16 protein-coding genes, 1 tRNA gene and 1 pseudogene are annotated in these 17573 nt (G+C 63.1%); 13 read left to right on the forward strand and 5 right to left on the reverse strand.

Annotated elements, in window-relative coordinates:
* The first annotated feature begins 452 nt into the window (after nt 1-452).
* Both F6X40_RS35410 and F6X40_RS35415 read left to right on the forward strand, forming a co-directional pair.
* Nucleotides 453-1289, forward strand: coding sequence for an RNase A-like domain-containing protein (locus F6X40_RS35410; RefSeq protein ID WP_187631074.1), 837 nt, complete (start codon nt 453-455; stop codon nt 1287-1289).
* Nucleotides 1286-1591: a contact-dependent growth inhibition system immunity protein gene (locus tag F6X40_RS35415; protein ID WP_316251873.1), complete on the forward strand. Its 306-nt coding sequence runs from the start codon at nt 1286-1288 to the stop codon at nt 1589-1591. The genes F6X40_RS35410 and F6X40_RS35415 overlap by 4 nt, the downstream gene beginning before the upstream one ends.
* A gap of 532 nt (nt 1592-2123) precedes the next feature.
* On the opposite strand, the gene F6X40_RS35420 is transcribed toward F6X40_RS35415, so the two are convergent.
* The 4 genes from F6X40_RS35420 to acs form a co-directional block, all read right to left on the reverse strand.
* Nucleotides 2124-2214, reverse strand: a tRNA-Ser gene (locus F6X40_RS35420).
* Nucleotides 2215-2284: 70 nt separating this feature from the next.
* Complete coding sequence (locus F6X40_RS35425; RefSeq protein WP_187631075.1) at nt 2285-4303, reverse strand: sodium:solute symporter family protein; 2019 nt, start codon at nt 4301-4303, stop codon at nt 2285-2287.
* A 4-nt stretch (nt 4304-4307) separates the two neighbouring features.
* Nucleotides 4308-4736 (reverse strand): DUF4212 domain-containing protein, encoded by a 429-nt coding sequence (locus F6X40_RS35430; protein ID WP_187631076.1) that lies wholly within the window; start codon nt 4734-4736, stop codon nt 4308-4310.
* A 160-nt stretch (nt 4737-4896) separates the two neighbouring features.
* The gene (gene acs / locus F6X40_RS35435; protein WP_187631077.1) at nt 4897-6879 is read right to left on the reverse strand and encodes an acetate--CoA ligase; all 1983 of its coding nucleotides are present in this window, start codon (nt 6877-6879) and stop codon (nt 4897-4899) included.
* A gap of 472 nt (nt 6880-7351) precedes the next feature.
* On the opposite strand from acs, the pseudogene F6X40_RS35440 reads away from it, so the two are divergent.
* The 9 genes and pseudogenes from F6X40_RS35440 to F6X40_RS35480 form a co-directional block, all read left to right on the forward strand.
* Nucleotides 7352-7765: pseudogene (locus F6X40_RS35440) on the forward strand (DMT family transporter); the annotation flags it as partial.
* A gap of 244 nt (nt 7766-8009) precedes the next feature.
* Nucleotides 8010-8495 (forward strand): TIGR00645 family protein, encoded by a 486-nt coding sequence (locus F6X40_RS35445; protein ID WP_222946258.1) that lies wholly within the window; start codon nt 8010-8012, stop codon nt 8493-8495.
* A 51-nt stretch (nt 8496-8546) separates the two neighbouring features.
* Nucleotides 8547-10070: a fumarate hydratase gene (locus tag F6X40_RS35450; RefSeq protein ID WP_187631079.1), complete on the forward strand. Its 1524-nt coding sequence runs from the start codon at nt 8547-8549 to the stop codon at nt 10068-10070.
* Nucleotides 10071-10272: 202 nt separating this feature from the next.
* The gene (gene bfr / locus F6X40_RS35455; RefSeq protein WP_187631080.1) at nt 10273-10752 is read left to right on the forward strand and encodes a bacterioferritin; all 480 of its coding nucleotides are present in this window, start codon (nt 10273-10275) and stop codon (nt 10750-10752) included.
* A gap of 164 nt (nt 10753-10916) precedes the next feature.
* On the forward strand, nt 10917-11804 hold the full coding sequence (gene murI, locus F6X40_RS35460; protein ID WP_187631081.1) for a glutamate racemase: 888 nt from the start codon (nt 10917-10919) through the stop codon (nt 11802-11804).
* A 149-nt stretch (nt 11805-11953) separates the two neighbouring features.
* Complete coding sequence (locus F6X40_RS35465; protein ID WP_090803857.1) at nt 11954-12208, forward strand: bacterioferritin-associated ferredoxin; 255 nt, start codon at nt 11954-11956, stop codon at nt 12206-12208.
* A 326-nt stretch (nt 12209-12534) separates the two neighbouring features.
* Nucleotides 12535-13272, forward strand: a complete 738-nt coding sequence (locus F6X40_RS35470; protein WP_187631082.1) for an energy transducer TonB — start codon at nt 12535-12537, stop codon at nt 13270-13272.
* 27 nt (nt 13273-13299) lie between these two features.
* A complete protein-coding gene (locus F6X40_RS35475) occupies nt 13300-14031 on the forward strand; it encodes a MotA/TolQ/ExbB proton channel family protein (RefSeq protein ID WP_184070183.1) in 732 nt (243 codons plus the stop codon).
* 16 nt (nt 14032-14047) lie between these two features.
* Nucleotides 14048-14467, forward strand: a complete 420-nt coding sequence (locus tag F6X40_RS35480) for an ExbD/TolR family protein (protein WP_090803854.1) — start codon at nt 14048-14050, stop codon at nt 14465-14467.
* 422 nt (nt 14468-14889) lie between these two features.
* Here F6X40_RS35480 and F6X40_RS35485 read toward each other — a convergent pair whose 3' ends face one another.
* Nucleotides 14890-15900, reverse strand: coding sequence for a LysR family transcriptional regulator (locus F6X40_RS35485; RefSeq protein WP_187631083.1), 1011 nt, complete (start codon nt 15898-15900; stop codon nt 14890-14892).
* Nucleotides 15901-16022: 122 nt separating this feature from the next.
* Here F6X40_RS35485 and F6X40_RS35490 point away from each other — a divergent pair, with 122 nt between their 5' ends.
* Together F6X40_RS35490 and F6X40_RS35495 are read left to right on the forward strand one after the other, a co-directional pair.
* On the forward strand, nt 16023-16901 hold the full coding sequence (locus F6X40_RS35490; protein WP_187631084.1) for a pirin family protein: 879 nt from the start codon (nt 16023-16025) through the stop codon (nt 16899-16901).
* A 205-nt stretch (nt 16902-17106) separates the two neighbouring features.
* Nucleotides 17107-17505 carry an OsmC family protein gene (locus F6X40_RS35495; protein ID WP_184044399.1) on the forward strand — a complete coding sequence of 133 codons (399 nt, stop codon included), beginning with the start codon at nt 17107-17109 and terminating at the stop codon, nt 17503-17505.
* Nucleotides 17506-17573 lie beyond the last annotated feature (68 nt).

A 17573-nucleotide genomic window follows, 5' to 3' on the forward strand; every position in this document is an offset into this window, starting at 1 on the left:
AAGAGACAGGTTGCGGGAGGGGGATGAGGGGTGAGGCTTGTCGAAGCTTCGCGCCTCTCGGGACGATCCCGCGTGCACAAAATTCTCGTTGACCGGACTTTGTGTTCTGTCCCGGCGGATCTATGCGCGAGACCTCGCAGCGCGCGCTCGCGCATTCCGCGGCAAACAACGTTGAGACGGCCACTCACCGAACGGACCTGCTGGAACAACGACGCGCGACGACGGGGGCATGGCCAAACCCTATGTCCACGCTGCGCTATACGAGCGCTGCCTTGCTGAACGGAACCGTTCTTATCCAGACTGTCCATACGCGCTACGGCGCGCATTCCGGCGCGCACAAATGTTGACATTTCGTTGATCGAAGCGAAAGCCTAAAATCATCCATCGCCCATTCCATACCCCTGTGGACGCCTGCTAGCGTAGCAGCCCCAACAGCTACAGAGGACACCGGAATGTCGTATCAACAGAATTCGGACGGCGTGCGCGTGGTGCTCAGTGCGCCGCAACTAGCGGCAGTGCTCTCCCGTCAGTCGATCAGCCCTACCGAGATGCGTTCCAACCGGCTATGGGGCGGCTTGCAGGTTGTCGGCGGGGTGCTGGAAATGGTCGGGGCGGCAGCGCTATGTGTGCTGCCGGAACCGACGATGGCGAGCAAGGCCGGATGTGTTGTGTTCGGCGTACATGGCTCAGATACGGCGTCGGCAGGTTTGCGTCAAATCTGGACGGGCCGGGATACGGTCACGCTGACCCAGCAAGGTACGGCGAAGCTGGCCGAGGCGATGAACGCCGGTCCTGACATGGCGAACAACATCGGCCTGTCAGTCGATATGATCGTGCCGTTCGGGTTCGCTGGCTCGATCAAGGCTGCACGCGTGGCCAGCGTTACGATGGGCCGGATCGATCTGCAAATGCATGAAGCAAAAGCGCTCAATCCGAGACTGGGAGGGCACACACTCGAAAAGCACGTGGGGCGGACCGAAGCGCAATTGCGCGAAAGACTGAGACTTGAACCGCATCGAAAAAGAGTGTCGTCATTCACGAACCTGGAGCGGGCGGAATGGGCAATATCAGAAGTAATGCGCGCCCATACGACACAAATCAGGAAATGGGCGGAGTGCTCAGGTAGTGGCGGCCCCCTTACACTGACGCAGCGTGTGGCGAGTGATGTCGGCTATGGAATTGCACGACAGACAGGAAAAATGACGCGGATGAATGAGGTTGTCGTTGTACTGAAATATCAAACCTACAATGGAATGCCGTACTACATTCTTACCGCATATGTTGGATGAAGGCGAAAATTATGCTATCAGAGCGTTACCCGAAACTTTATCAGTTGTTTGGCGCATACCTTAATCAGGATTCTGATTTATGGGGAGAAACGATTCCGGAAATTGTTTCGTGCTACAGGAGGGACTGCCCACGGGAAAGCCATCTCGAAATGATCCACGAAATAGATTCGTTCATAAGCGAGCACCCGGATGATCTGGATTCAGCGTTTGAAACGGATTACGGGCAAGATTTCGACCCGGAGTTGTGGGGCTATACGACCACTTCGTTTCTCGAGGAATTGAAGCGTCTTCTGAGCGATTAATCCACTCGTCGCCGCGCGAGGTTGGTTCGATATCACCCGGGGCATCCACTCGACAATGTTTGCATTTCACCCCGAGGTGTTCGCCTCGAAGTACCGACACCCTGTCTCATTTATCGTCGAGTATCCCCGAGGCAGCGATTAGATATATGAGACCAAATTCCCGCAACATTGTTGGAGCAGACGACCCAATGTGGATTCTCGCGCGCGCGACGGAGATGGCGCAGCTTTGGCGGGGGCGACGCATGCCATAGAGCTTGTCGGGTATTTTCTTCTCTTGCCATGCCGACCGAACTGCCAGAAAGACTTAGGCCCAGGCCTTAATGAGCCCCGCCCCGAGTGGGGCTTTTCATTTGTTCCCCGGTTAGTCTCTTTGTCGAGCCGCGCTCCGGCGAAAACCCGACCTATGTTGTTCGTAGACAACGCACCCAACCGGCCGCCAACAGGCAGGGAATTACACCGCTCGATGTCGTGTGGGTAGCGGTGTTGGTAGAAAAGAAAAACGGGCCGAAAGGCCCGTATTCATTGGATGTCCTGGCGGAGAGAGGGGGATTCGAACCCCCGATAGGTTATTAACCTATACACGCTTTCCAGGCGTGCGACTTAAACCGCTCATCCATCTCTCCGGCGGGGAGCCGAATTATAGCAAACTTCGCGCCCTGCGCCACACCCTGGCCAAAGCCCCGCGCAAACCGCCTACGGATGCCGGATATAGTCGACCAGCGCGATCGTATAGGCGTCCGCCTTTCGATCGAGCAAACTCACCCCGATCGCCACGAGAAAACCCGCCGGCACACCGAACACGCCCGAACTGATCGGCTCGATGCCAAACCAGCGCGCACCTGTGAATCCCGTCATCTGCGTGAAGAACGGATACGTCGACACGATGTAGTAGATGCACACGACGAGCCCCGCGACCATCCCCGCCACCGCGCCGAGCCGCGTCGTGCGTTTCCAGAACACGCCGAGCACGAGCGCCGGAAACAGACTCGACGCCGCCAGCGAAAACGCCGCCCCGACCAGAAACAGAATATTCCCCGTATTCAGCGACGCCACGTACGACGCGAACAATGCGACACCCAGCAGCAGAATCTTCGAGATCGTCACGCGCCGCTGGCTCGACGCGTTCGGATCGACCATGTGGTAGTACACGTCGTGCGATAGCGCGTTCGCGATCGTCAGCAGCAGACCATCCGCGGTCGATAGCGCCGCCGCGAGCGCCCCCGCCGCGATCAAGCCCGACATCACATACGGCAGCCCCGCGATCTCGGGCGCCGCGAGCACGACCATATCGGGCTGCATCTGGATCTCGCTCCAGCGCACGATACCGTCGCCGTTCGTATCGGCAAGGCTGATCAGGCTCGGTTCGACCTTGCGCCATTGCATCAGCCACTGCGGCAGATCGGCGAAATGATGGCCGACCAGATTCGACAGGATCTCGTACTTGATCAGCACCGCCAGCACCGGCACGGTCAGATAGAACAGCGCGACGAAAAAGAGCGTCCAGCCGACCGAGCGCCGCGCCGACGCCACCGAAGTCGTCGTGTTGTAGCGCGTCAGGATATGCGGCAGGCTCGCCGTGCCAAGCGACAGACACAGCAGCAGCGATAGAAAGTTACGCGCGTGCGTGCTCCGGTCTTCATCACCGACAGCAGGAAACGGTTCCTGCATCGGCACCGGCGCGCTCGCCCGCATCAGCATGTCGTCGCGCTTCTGACTCCAGACGATCTGCGCGGCGGCGGCATCGCGCGGAAACTGTTCGAGCGCGCGCTCGCGCTCCTTGATCTCGCGCAACGGACCGTTATGGCGGCGCAGATCGCCGACCTCCTGCGTGAGCCGCTGCTTTTCGTCGATGAACGATTGCGGCAGCGTATCGAGCCGCAGTTGCATCAACGCGGCGCGGCGTCGATAGTCGTCGCGCACGCGCTCCTCGAGCGGCGCGTCGCGCACCTGTTTCTCGAGCCCTTCCATGCGCTCCATCAGGCGCCCATAGCTGAATTGCGGCACCCAGCCGAGGCCGTCCTTGTGCGCGATCATCGATACCGGTATCAGCATCGCGAGGATCAGGATGACGTACTGCGCGACCTGGGTCCACGTAACGGCACGCATGCCGCCCAGAAACGAGCACACCAGAATGCCCGCGAGCCCGCAGAAAATGCCGACCGTGAAATCGACGCCGATAAAGCGCGTCGCGATCAGGCCGACGCCCTGGATCTGCGCGACCAGATAAACGAACGAGCACAGGATCGCGGCGAGCGCCGCGAGGCCGCGCACCGCGTTGCTCGAATAGCGCGTGCCGAGAAAATCGGGAATCGTGTAGCGCGCGAGCTTGCGCACATACGGCGCGAGCAGGAACGCGACGAGGCAATAGCCGCCGGTCCAGCCCATCAGGTACGCGAGGCCGTCGTAGCCGGTCGCGTAGATCGAGCCGGCCAGACCGATGAACGACGCGGCCGACAACCAGTCGGCCGCGGTCGCCATGCCGTTGAACGCCGACGGCACGCGCCGCCCCGCTACGTAATATTCGACCAGGTCGGACGTGCGCGACAGCACGCCGATCACCGCATACACCGCGATCGGCACGAACAGGAACACATAGCCGATCCACACCCCGGGACCGTTGCTGCGCTCGATGCGCCACATCACGTAAACGAACAGCAGAAAGCCGAGCGTATAGAGCGCGTACGAGCGGATCAGCCGATGCGTGAGCTTCATCGGCTCAGCGCCCGCGCGCGGCCGGCGCGGCCTTGCCGATCGCGACGTCATCGTTCGCGCCGCCGGTGGAATCCGCGGCGGGACCGCTTGCCGCATCGCGCTGCGAATCCGCTTCGAACGCGTGCTGCAACTGACGATCGGCGCGCTGCATCAGCACGATATAGACGACGATCAACGCGAGGTAGATCAGGATCGCGCCTTGTGCGCCAAAGTAGAACGGCAGCCTGAAGCCGCCTGCGTGCACCTGCGCGAGCGCGGGCGCCCGCAATGGCACGACGAAGGAGACGAAGAAGCCAAGCGTCATCAGCACCGCGATCAGCGCGAGGTTGAAACGCCAGTACCTGCGATGCGCGAGCGCCATCGCCGCCGAGACCGGTGGCGGTTCGGGCGGGGGGTTCAACCTGGCGTGGGAGGATAGGTGCGGCGCGGCCATGCGCCTATGTATCAAAAAGGCATCGGCGAGGCAATTGGGATTGTCCGCGCAACGCCGTGACGCAAGCCGTCCGCTCGAATAACGGGTCTGCGCGGCGTACCCGCAAGCGTGTCGTCGATCGACACGCCGCCGCCGCCCGCGCAGATCCGCTTACAACGCTTTAAATCGACTCGCCGAGCTGATCGAGAATCGCCGGGTTTTCCAGCGTCGACACGTCCTGGGTGATTTCCTCGCCCTTCGCGAGCGAACGCAACAGACGACGCATGATCTTGCCCGAACGCGTCTTCGGCAGGTTCTCGCCGAAGCGGATGTCCTTCGGCTTCGCGATTGGACCGATCTCCTTGCCGACCCAGTTGCGCAGGTCGTTCGCGAGCTTCACGGCCTCTTCGCCTTGCGGACGCGCACGCTTGAGCACCACGAACGCGCACACCGCCTCGCCGGTCGTCGCATCGGGGCGGCCCACCACGGCGGCTTCCGCGACGAGCGGATTGGCCACCAGTGCCGACTCGATCTCCATGGTGCCGAGACGGTGGCCCGACACGTTCAGCACGTCGTCGATGCGGCCCATGATCGTGAAGTAGCCGGTCTCCTTGTCGCGCACCGCGCCGTCGCCGGCGAGGTAGAGCCTGCCGCCGAGCTCGTCGGGGAAGTAGCTCTTCTTGTAGCGGTCCGGATCGCCCCACACGTTGCGCAGCATCGCCGGCCACGGGCGCTTGACCACCAGAATGCCGCCCTGCCCGTTCGGCACGTCCTGCCCGGTTTCGTCGACGACCGCAGCCATGATGCCCGGCAGCGGCAGCGTGCACGAACCCGGCACGAGCGGCGTCGCGCCCGGCATCGGCGCGATCATGTGGCCGCCGGTCTCGGTCTGCCACCACGTATCGACGATCGGACAGCGGCCGCCGCCGACGTTCTCGTAGTACCACACCCACGCTTCCGGATTGATCGGTTCGCCGACCGTGCCGATGATGCGCAACGTCGACAGGTCGTAGCTCTTCGGATGCACTTTAGCGTCGGCCTCGGAGGCCTTGATCAGCGAGCGGATCGCAGTAGGAGCCGTATAGAACAGCGTGACCCTGTGCTTCGCGATCATCTGCCAGAAGCGCCCGGCGTCCGGATAGGTCGGCACACCCTCGAACACGACCTGGGTGCCGCCAAGCGTGAGCGGCCCGTACGTAATGTAGCTATGGCCGGTGATCCAGCCGATGTCGGCGGTACACCAGAACACGTCGGAGGGGCGCCAGTCGAAGGTCCATTTCAGCGTTTGCGCGGCCCACAGCAGATAGCCGCCGGTGCTGTGCTGCACGCCCTTCGGCTTGCCGGTCGAGCCCGACGTATAGAGGATGAAGAGCGGATGCTCGGCGCCGACCCATTCGGGCGCGCACTGATCCGACTCGGCCTGTGCGAGTTCGTGCATCCACAGGTCGCGCCCTGCGTCCCACGCGACCTTGCCGCCGGTGCGCTGGTACACGATCACGCTCCTGACCTTCTCGCAGCCGCCGAGCGCGAGCGCTTCGTCAGCGATGTTCTTCAGCGGCAAAGCCTTGCCGCCGCGCATCTGTTCGTCGGACGTGATCAGCGCGACCGCGCCGACGTCGACGAGCCGCTCGTTGAGCGACTTCGACGAGAAGCCGCCGAACACGACCGAGTGCGTCGCGCCGATCCGCGCGCACGCCTGCATCGCGACGATGCCTTCGATCGACATCGGCATATAGATGACGACCGGGTCGCCTTTCTTCACGCCGCGTTTTTTCAGCGCATTCGCGAAGCGCGATACGCGTTGCAGCAGATCCTGATAGGTGACGTTGGTGACGCTACCGTCGTCGGCTTCGAACACGATCGCGACGCGCTCGCCGTTGCCGGCCTCGACGTGACGGTCGATGCTGTTATACGACGCGTTCAGCTGGCCGTCTTCGAACCACGTGTAGAACGGCGCCTTCGATTCGTCGAGCACCTTCGTAAACGGCTTGTGCCAACTCAGCGTCTCCTTCGCGAGACGCCCCCAGAAGCCTTCGTAGTCGCGCTCCGCTTCGGCGGCGAGCGCCCGGTACGCGTCCATGCCGGAGATCGTGGCACCCTTCGCAGTGTCAGCGGAGGGCGGAAAAACGCGGCGTTCCTGAAGAACCGATTCAATCGCAGACATCGACAACCCCTTGGTGAAGATGAAACGTAAAACCTGTACCGGCGCGCGTCGGGCGCGCGGGCCTTATCCCGTGCGAGCCGCCACGAGCGGCGCTGTCTCCCACCTCGCGATACCGTCAAACGCGTGCGCGTGCGGCATCGCAACATCCGTGCATGCGGGCACCCTGCGCGATCCTATCCCGCGTCAAGGCTTAACCATATGCGCTGCAACTTACCGGCCACTTACGCGCATCGTGTTGATCTGCAAGCGAAAACCCTTAGATCGCGCCAGCCATCGACGCAGTTACGCGTTGATCAGACGAGATGCGCGCGAAAAAGATCGCCGTTCTACAGAGCCTTCTACGCTCGCTCGCAGCACATTGCATCCCGCTGATGCGAACTCGACGCACCGCCAGCGCGCCCGCTTTCGCACCCTTATGCTCTCTCGCACGGCCTTTTACAATGCTAACTGAACTAGCCGTCCGGATTCCAGCTTGAATCGCTACGCCCTGCTTCTCATTACCTCGATGCTGCTGGTCGGCAGCAATGTCGGAATCGGTAAATCGATCGTCGCCTTCGTCCCCGTCCCGCTGTTCGCGCTGCTGCGTTTCGTAATCGCGATGGCCGTGCTTTGGCCGCTGTTGCGCGTGACCAAACTGCGCCGCGTCAAACGCGATGAATGGATCAACCTGTTTTTGCAGGCGCTATTCGGCACCTTCGGTTTCACGCTGCTGATGCTCAACGGCGTCGCGCGTACCAGCGCGGTCGCGGCCGGCGTGATCACGAGCACGATTCCGGCTGTCGTCGCGCTGCTGTCGTGGCTGATCCTGAAGGAGCGGCCCGATGGCCGCGCGCTCGCGCACGGCATCGCGCTTGCCTGCGTGGTCGCCGGTATCGGCCTCGCGAGCCTGAAGGCGCGCAGCGTGCCGCCGATCGCATCGTAATTCCGGTGTGGCGGGCGCGCTGCCCGCCGCAAAGCAGCAGATTCGACCGACGCTGTACAATAGCGCGCCTGACGCGAGTCTCGCGCCCCTTCGATGGCCGCGCCCCGCACCGCCGTCGGCGCCCGGCCCCCTGTTCCGTCACCCGCGCTTCATCTGACCGTTGCCTATGTCCGCTTCGCGACCCGCCTCCGCCCGTCCGCGCCGCCCCATGCGCGCGCTGCCCCACCTCGTTTTCATGAGCCGCTGGCTGCAGGTGCCGCTGTACCTCGGGCTGATCGTCGCGCAGGCGGTCTACGTCGTGCTATTCCTGAAGGAAGTCTGGCATCTGGTCACCGACTCGATGAAGCTCGACGAAACCAGCATCATGCTCGTCGTGCTGGGCCTGATCGACGTGGTGATGATCTCGAACCTGCTGATCATGGTGATCATCGGCGGGTATGAAACGTTCGTATCGCGCCTCGGCCTCGACGGTCATCCGGACGAACCGGAATGGCTCGATCACGTGAACGCCGGCGTGCTGAAAGTGAAGCTGTCGATGGCGCTGATCAGCATTTCGCCGATCCATCTGCTGAAGACCTTCATCAGCCCCGACCAGAACACCACGCACACGCTCCCCAAACATTTCGAAGTACCCGCGGCATTGCACGCCGTGGGCGGCATCAAGGTTTCCACTCCCATGAAGGCGCAAGACTGACCGCACCGTGCTGCGATCCGACAACAAGCGCCACTCCCCACTGAGCTAGCCATGACCGTCATCAAACAGGAAGACCTGATTCAGAGCATCGCTGATTCGCTGCAGTACATCAGCTACTACCATCCGCTCGACTACATCGAAGCGCTCGGCCGCGCGTACGAGCTCGAACAGAGCCCCGCAGCGAAGGACGCGATCGCGCAGATCCTGACCAACAGCCGCATGTGCGCCGAAGGCAAGCGCCCGATCTGCCAGGACACCGGCATCGTCACGGTGTTCGTGAAGGTCGGTATGGACGTGCGTTGGGACGGCGCGACGATGAGCGTCACCGACATGATCAACGAAGGCGTGCGCCGCGGTTATCTGAATCCGGACAACGTGCTGCGCGCATCGATCGTGAGCCCGCCCGAAGGCGCGCGCAAGAACACCAGGGACAACACGCCGGCCGTGATCCACTACGAGATCGTGCCGGGTAACACCGTCGACGTGCAGGTCGCGGCCAAGGGCGGCGGCTCGGAGAACAAGTCGAAGTTCGCGATGCTGAACCCGTCGGACTCGATCGTCGACTGGATCCTGAAGACCGTGCCGACGATGGGCGCGGGCTGGTGCCCGCCGGGCATGCTCGGCATCGGCATCGGCGGCACCGCTGAGAAAGCGATGGTGATGGCGAAGGAATCGCTGATGGACCCGATCGACATTCAGGACGTGATCGCGCGCGGCCCGAAGGACTGGATCGAAGAGTTGCGCGTCGAGCTGCACGAGAAGGTCAACGCACTCGGTATCGGCGCGCAGGGCCTCGGCGGTCTGTCCACTGTTCTCGACGTGAAGATCATGGCTGCGCCGACGCACGCCGCATCCAAGCCGATCGCGATCATCCCGAACTGCGCGGCGACCCGCCACGCGCACTTCACGCTCGACGGTTCGGGCGTCGCAAGGCTCGAAGCGCCGTCGCTCGACGCATGGCCGAAGGTGCACTGGGAACCGAACACGGAAACCAGCAAGCGCGTCGACCTCAACACGCTGACGCCGGAAGAAGTGGCGGGCTGGAAGCCGGGCCAGACGCTGCTGCTGTCGGGCAAGATGTTGACGGGCCGCGACGCCGCACACAAGCGCATCGCCGACATGCTCGCGAAGGGCGAGAAGCTGCCGGTCGATTTCACGAACCGCGTGATCTACTACGTCGGCCCGGTCGATCCGGTGCGCGACGAAGCGGTCGGCCCGGCGGGCCCGACCACTGCGACGCGGATGGACAAGTTCACCGAGACGATGCTCGCGCAAACAGGCCTCATTTCGATGATCGGCAAGGCCGAGCGCGGCCCGGTCGCGATCGAGGCGATCAAGAAGCACCAGGCCGCGTATCTGATGGCCGTCGGCGGTGCGGCGTACCTCGTGTCGAAGGCGATCCGCAGCGCGAAGGTGCTCGCGTTCGAAGACCTCGGCATGGAAGCGATCTACGAGTTCGACGTGCAGGACATGCCGGTCACGGTCGCCGTCGATTCGAACGGCACCTCCGTGCACCAGACCGGCCCGAAGGAATGGCAAGCCAGGATCGGCAAGATTCCGGTCGCCACGGCTTGATGAGTCGCGATTAACGCTACTCAGGTCAGTCGAAAAGCCGGGGCCGCGATCCCGGCTTTTTCTTTCCGTGCGTCATGCACGCGCAAGGCGCCGCACGCACGAGGCCGCCAACGCCGCCAACGGTGGTATCGGATCTCTTGGCTTTTTTGGACATGGCGTTTATTGTTGTTGGAAATTCAAGGTTCCCGAAAAAGGAAATAACATGCAAGGCGACAAGAAGGTCATCGAATATCTGAACGCGCAGTTGAAGAACGAACTGACCGCGATCAATCAATACTTCCTGCATGCCCGAATGTACGGCCACTGGGGCCTCGACAAGCTCGGCAAGCACGAGTACGACGAGTCGATCGGCGAAATGAAGCATGCCGACATGCTGATCGAACGGATCTTCATGCTCGACGGTCTGCCGAATCTGCAGGACCTGCACAAGCTGCTGATCGGTGAGGAAACCAAAGAGATCCTCGAATGCGATCTGAAGCTCGAACAGATTTCGCAAGGCACCTGCAAGGAGGCGATTGTCTACTGCGAATCGGTGCGCGATTTCATCTCGCGCGAAATCTTCACGAAGATTCTCGACGACACCGAAGAGCACATCGACTGGCTCGAAACCCAGCTCGATCTGATCGACAAGGTCGGTATCCAGAACTACCAGCAAAGCGCGATGGGCTCGGTCGAGTCCTGATCGAAGCACGCTGAAGCATCCCGCGCGGTAGCGGCACGACGCCTGCCCAGCAGGCATTCGCGCCGGACCGTACCGCACGGGCGATATACTTGCGCGCTCGTTCGCGCCTCACCGTGGTTTCACCCTTTTCGCCGACCGCCACTTCACGCTCGTTTTTTTCGCCTATGCCCGCCCCTTCGCCGTCCCCGACTGTCCGCAGTGTTGCCGCTGGCGCCGCGTCGCCGGCGCCGATCGGCATTTTCGATTCGGGGCTCGGCGGCCTGTCCGTGCTGCGCGCGGTGCGCGCGCAACTGCCTGACGAGGCGTTGCTGTATGTCGCGGATTCGCTGTACGCGCCCTACGGCGAGCGCGACGACGACTTCATCACCGACCGCACGCTGGCCATCGGCGAATGGCTCGCCGCACAAGGCGCGAAGGCGCTCGTGGTCGCATGCAATACGGCGACCGCGCAGTCGATCGCGCTGGTGCGCGAAAAGCTGCCGATTCCGCTCGTCGGCGTCGAGCCGGGTGTCAAGCCCGCCGCGCTGCAATCGAAAAGCCGCGTCGCCGGCGTGCTCGCGACCCAGGCGACACTGCGCAGCGCCCGCTTCCAGGGGCTGCTCGAACGCTACGCCGCCGACTGCCGCTTTCTGTGCCAGCCCGGCCACGGGCTCGTGCAGGCGGTCGAGCGTTGCGACGTCGGCTCGGCCGAGCTGCAGGCACTGCTGCGCAGCTACCTGGAACCGATGCTCGACGCGGGCGCCGACACGCTGGTGCTCGGCTGCACCCATTACCCCTTTCTCGACGCGGCGATCCGCGACATCGTCGGCGAGCGGCTCGCGTTGATCGACACGAGCGTGGCGATCGCGCGTCAGCTCGAACGCGTGCTCGAGCAGCACGGCCTGCGCGCCGCGGCGTCGGCCGGGGGCACGCCGCTGCCGCGCTTCTATTCCACCGACGACGGCATCCATCAGCAGCAACTCGCCGCCACGCTGCTGCGGATCGAGGCCGCGGTCGAGCAGGTATCGATACCGTCGGGCCGCACGGCCGCATCGGATTCTCGCGCCGCCTAGCACCGGCAACCGGCGCGCGCCCCGCCCTTCCTGCCGACGAAATCCATTCCAAGAGTCTGGTTTTGTTACAAAAAATCGCACAGGACGCTTGCCAAACGAAACAAACAAAATGATAATAATTCGCATTAACGTTAGCTATGACGCCTGCCATGATCGTCTGTGTCTGCAAATCCGTATCCGACCGCACAATCCGCTCCTCGATTGCGGACGGCATCGACTCGTTCGACGAGTTGCAGTTTGAACTCGGCGTCGCCTCGTGCTGCGGCAAATGCGAGGAATCCGTGCGTGACGTGATGCTGCAAAGCGGTGTCTGCGCGAGCCGTTGCGGCGTGGTCGAGCATCGGCAGGTGCAGAGCGTCGCCGAGGTCGTGCAAGTCGCGTTCTACGAGCGCAAGGCAGCCTGAGCTCAGCTAGCAGGGCCCGGTGCAAGCCGTGTCGGTGCGTCTAAAAGCCCTCTGCTTCATGCACGCTTTATGTAACGCTCCGATGCGACGTTGAATGTGCCGCACGTCTGCAACACAACCGCAGTACTGTCCGCCGTACTGCGTTATCCCACCGTCAGCAAGCCAGTACTCGTACCAGCCAGCTACCCCGCTCCCCCTTCGAAAGGAGTTCGAGATGGAATTGCTGATTGGTTTCGTGACTACTTTGTTCATTTCGCTGCTGATTTTCCGAACATGACGATGCCCTGTTTGACGCGCCGCCCGCACGGTGCGCTGCCACACTGACCATGCAGGCTCCGCATCCCGTTTCCGCCGGCGCCACGCTGGCGTCGTCCACCCGACCGAATTCCCGCGCGCTGACGGCCACTGCCATAGTCGCCGCGGTTCACGTCGCTCTGCTCGCCGTGATCATGACGCTGCGTCACGAGCCTGTACCGGTCGCGCTCGAATCGCACGTGATGACCGCCGAACTGCTGCCGCCCGCGCCGCTCGCCGCGCCGGTCGCGTTGCAATCGATCGCTCCGCCGCCGGCCCGGCCAACACCGCCCGTCCATACGAGGCCGAAGGCCCAGCCGAAGCCGACTCCGACGCCCAAGCCGACGCCAACTCCGTTGCCACAGGCCGCTGCGCCATCGCCGACGCCGGTCGCGGCGCCCGATCCGACGCCGCCCGCGCCCGCCGCGCCGGCGACACCCCCCACCGCGGCAGCGCCCGCGATCGGCAAGCCGACGATGGAAATCAGCGCGCCGAAAAACGTGTCGCACCTCGATTGCAATATCAGCCAGCCCGAATACCCGGCTCTATCGCGGCGCCGCGGCGAATCCGGCACCGCGTACGTGCACTTCGTCGTCGGTCTGAGCGGCAAGCTCGAGAACATCGAGTTGAAGAAAAGCAGCGGCTTTAGCCGTCTCGACGACGCGGCCGTGGCCGCCGTACGCGCGAGCGCCTGCAAACCGTATCTCGAGAACGGCGAGCCCGTCAGGGCCGCGTACACCCAGCCTTTCAACTTCAATCTGACCGACTGAAGCAAGTTTCAAAAACAAGGAATTGCAATGCAAAACTACGGATTGGCACACGTGTGGGCGCAAGGGGATTTCGTGACGCGCGGTATCGCGCTGGCGTTATTGATCATGTCGGTGATGTCGTGGAGCGTGATCGTCGTCAAAGGCTGGAACGTGATGCGCCTGAAGCGCCTGACGAAGAACGCCGAGCAGGCGTTCTGGCATTCGGACGACCTCGCCGACGGCGTGAAGAAGCTCGGCGGCGGCGCCTCGACGCCGCATGACAACCCGTTCCTCGCGCTCGCGCTGTCGGGCCAGGAAGCGGCCGACCATCATCACCAGACGCAGCCGCATCTGCACGACCGCATGGACGTATCGGACTGGGTCACGCGCTGCCTGAAAGACACGATGGACGAAAGCGTCGCGCGCATGCAGAGCGGTCTCGCGATTCTTGCGTCGATCGGCAGCACCGCGCCGTTCGTCGGCCTGTTCGGCACCGTCTGGGGCATCTATCACGCGCTGCTCGCGATCGGCGCGAGCGGCCAGTCGTCGATCGACCAGGTCGCCGGCCCGGTCGGCGAAGCGCTGATCATGACCGCGTTTGGTCTGTTCGTCGCGATTCCGGCCGTGCTCGGCTATAACGCGCTGACGCGAGCCAACAAGGCGATCGTCGCGAAGCTGAGCCGCTTCGCTCACGGCCTGCATGCGTTCTTCGTGACCGGTGCCCGTTTGTCGTCGACCAGGCGCGGCGACGGCCTGCGTCTCGCAACCCGCGCCAACTGATCGACGAGGCATCCCAATGGCAATGAGCCCTTTCGCCGGAGACGATGACGACGGCCTGATGAACGAGATCAACATGACGCCGCTCGTCGACGTGATGCTGGTTCTGCTGATCGTCTTCATGGTGACGATTCCAGTGATCCGTCACGCGGTCAAGATCGATCTGCCGCACGCGAGCAGTCAGAGGGAAGATACGAAGCCCGCGCAGGTGACGGTGTCGATCGACGCGGACGGCAATGTGCTGTGGGACAGCACCAAGGTCGACGATGCGGCGCTCGCCGCGAAGATCGCCGCGGCCGCGCAGGCGAGCCCGCAGCCGGAGTTGCATCTCGATGCGGACCGCAAGGTGCCGTACGAGAAGGTCGCGCAGGTGATGTCCGCCGCGCAGGCTGGCGGACTGACGAAGATCGGTTTCGTCACGCAGCCCAAAGCGAAGTAAGCGGTAACGTGGCAAGCGGAGCAGCGCGCTCGTCCACGGGAACACCCCTTTAAACAGGGCCAAAAAGTAAAAGGCCTTCATCGTCGGATGAAGGCCTTTTTTTGTGCGCACTCGGCGCCTTCGGGCGGCGGGATCATTTGCCATCGGCCGAAGACTGATAGCTTTTATCACCGCATGCGAGGGCCGTGGTCGACACGGACAACGCGGTCAGCCCTATCAGGCCCGCTATGATAGCGGCCATGAGTTTTCGCATAGGACACTCCTTAGCGAAAGGGATTTCACTATATGCCTGTGTGCGCGCGCATTCAAGCAAACGACCATTGAAAGTAATCATGACAGGCCGCGCTTAAATGCTAAAAGCGATTTCCGAAGCGCGCTAGCGGCCCGCGGCGCACCGTGCCCCCTCAAGTTGCCACAGAGCCTCATGAAACCGCCGCCGACCCAGCGGAGGACGCCCTCGCCACCGATCCCTGCGCCGCCGCTTTTTCGGCGCGCTCAGGACACTCGCCGATGATGTGCTTGCCCTCATCCGGATCGAGCATCTCGACCAGATAATCGACAAACGCGCGCACGGCCGGCACCATCCCCTGACGCGACACGAACACCGCGTACAACTGCGGCGTCGGAAAACTCCAGCCCGGCATCACGGGCGACAGTTGCCCCGCTCTCAACGCGGCTCCATACATCATCTCCGGCAATGCGGCGATGCCGACGCCGGCGAGCGCCGCCTCGCGAATCGTCATCAGGTCGGCGGTCACGAGGCGCGGCTCGTGTTCGTGAGCATGGCGCGTGCCGTCGGGCGAGATCAGGTTGTACACGTGGCGGCCGTCGCTCGTCGGCACGTCGAGTGTTTCGAAGCGGTTCAGGTCGCCCGGCGTCAGCGGCGGCGCATTCTGCTGCAGCAGGCTCGGCGCGCCGACCAGCATCTGCTCGGTGCGCCACAGCGGCCGCACGACGATGTTCGCGTTTTCCGGCGGATCCGAACGCACGCGCAGTGCGACGTCGATCGAATCCTCGAACAGATCGACCACGCGATTCGTCACGCGCATCACGACGCGCACCTCCGGAAAGCGGTGCATGAATTCCGGCAGGATCGTCGACAGAATCGTCTGCGAGATCGTAACCGGCACGCTGACGCGCACCGTGCCGCGCGGCGACGAGCGCAACTGCTGCACGACATTGACCGCCGCCTGCGCTTCGCTGAGCATCGCCTGACAGTGCTGGTAGAACAGCTGCCCCGCTTCGGTCAGTGCGAGCTTGCGAGTGGAACGCTGCAACAGGCGCACGCCGAGCGACGCCTCCAGCTCCGTGAGCCGACGCGACAGGCGCGACTTCGAGATGCCCAGCATCCGCTCGGCGGCCGAAAATCCGCCATGTTCGACGACCTGCGAAAAGTACATGAGGTCGTTCAGATTGTGTGAATCGATCTTCATCTCATCGTTCCATGAATAGAACAATCCATTGCTGAGGGACGGCTGGCACCGCCAAAAACGGTCCCTATAATAGCCCCATGTTTCAGAAATCGCGCTATTCCCCATTTTTCGAGGTGATATTGATGACTACGTCACGCACGATCGAACGCACGTTCCCGTCGGTTCGCACAGTGGAGGGCGGCGGATTCATCGTTCATCGACCGTTTCCGACGCGTCTGCTGATGGACTTCGATCCGTTCCTGCTGCTCGACGAAATGGGGCCGGTCGACTATGCGCCAGGCGAGGCCATTGGCGCGCCCGATCATCCGCATCGCGGCTTCGAGACGGTCACCTATGTGCTCGAGGGCCAGTTCGGCCACAAGGATTCGGCGGGCCATTCCGGCACGCTGCACGCCGGTGACGTGCAATGGATGACCGCGGGCGCGGGCGTCGTGCATAGCGAAATGCCGGACCCGGAATTCACGCGCACCGGCGGTCGCGTGCACGGCCTGCAGCTATGGGTGAACCTGCCGCGTCGCGACAAGATGATCGCGCCGCGCTACCAGGAAATTCCGTCGACACGGATTCCGGCCGCGACGTCCGAAGACGGTCAGGTGCGCGTGAAGGTCATCGCGGGCGAAGCGCTCGGCGTCAAGGCCGCGATCGAAACGCACACGCCGATCCTGTATCAGCATTTCTCGTTGCAGCCGGGCGCGACGATCCGCCAGCCGGTACCGGCCGACTATCGCGTGTTCGCGTATGGGCTGTCCGGCAAGGGCGTGTATGGCGAAGGCGACGCGCGCGCGGACATCGACGCGCGCACGATGGTGGTGTTCGCCAACGACGGCGACGCGGTGACCATCACGGCCGGCGACGAACCACTCGAAGTGCTGCTGATCGGCGGCGTGCCGCTGAAGGAACCGGTGGTGCGCTATGGCCCGTTCGTGATGAATACCGAAGACGAGATCCGTCAGGCGGTGATCGACTATCAGGCCGGGCGGATGGGCACGATCACGCACTGACAGGCGAGCGCGTGCCGCGCGTTTGTCACGCCTGTCGGCGCGAGGCGAAGCTTGCCACCAGCCACGCGCGCGCCGCCAAATCATCCGCCACGGGCCGCGAACGCCGGTAAATTCGTTCACAATAACGGCTCATGTCGCGCAGCCCGCGTTGATTTCGACAGTCCGCGGCGCGCGACGCTATTAGATCCCTATCAGAGGAGCGCGTATGGCAGAGCCCACCGTCACCGCCCACATCGGTTCGACGAATTTCCAGGTCGTGTTCGACGACGGCAAGCACACGTGGCTTGCCGACGAACCCGAATCGCTAGGCGGCGGCGACCGCGGCCCGACGCCGGTCTCGCTGCTGCTGTCGAGCCTCGGCGCTTGTACGTCGATCACGCTAAAGATGTACGCGCAGCGCAAAGGCTGGCCGCTCGCGGGCGTACGCGTGAAACTGTCGATGGAAACCGGCGACGCAGGCTCGACGATCGACCGTCAGATCATGCTCGATGGCGAACTCTCCGGCGAGCAGCGGGAACGGCTTTTGCAAATTGCCAATGCGTGCCCGGTGCACAAGATCCTCACGCACACGATCTCGATCCGCTCCGCGCTCGCGGTCGCTTAACAGTCGCAGCAAACGCGCATAGGACGGTCGGACGCCGTCCGTTCGGGTCACGGGTATTGCAATATTTT

This window comes from Paraburkholderia sp. UCT31, from assembly GCF_014397655.1.
Taxonomy (GTDB): domain Bacteria; phylum Pseudomonadota; class Gammaproteobacteria; order Burkholderiales; family Burkholderiaceae; genus Paraburkholderia; species Paraburkholderia tuberum.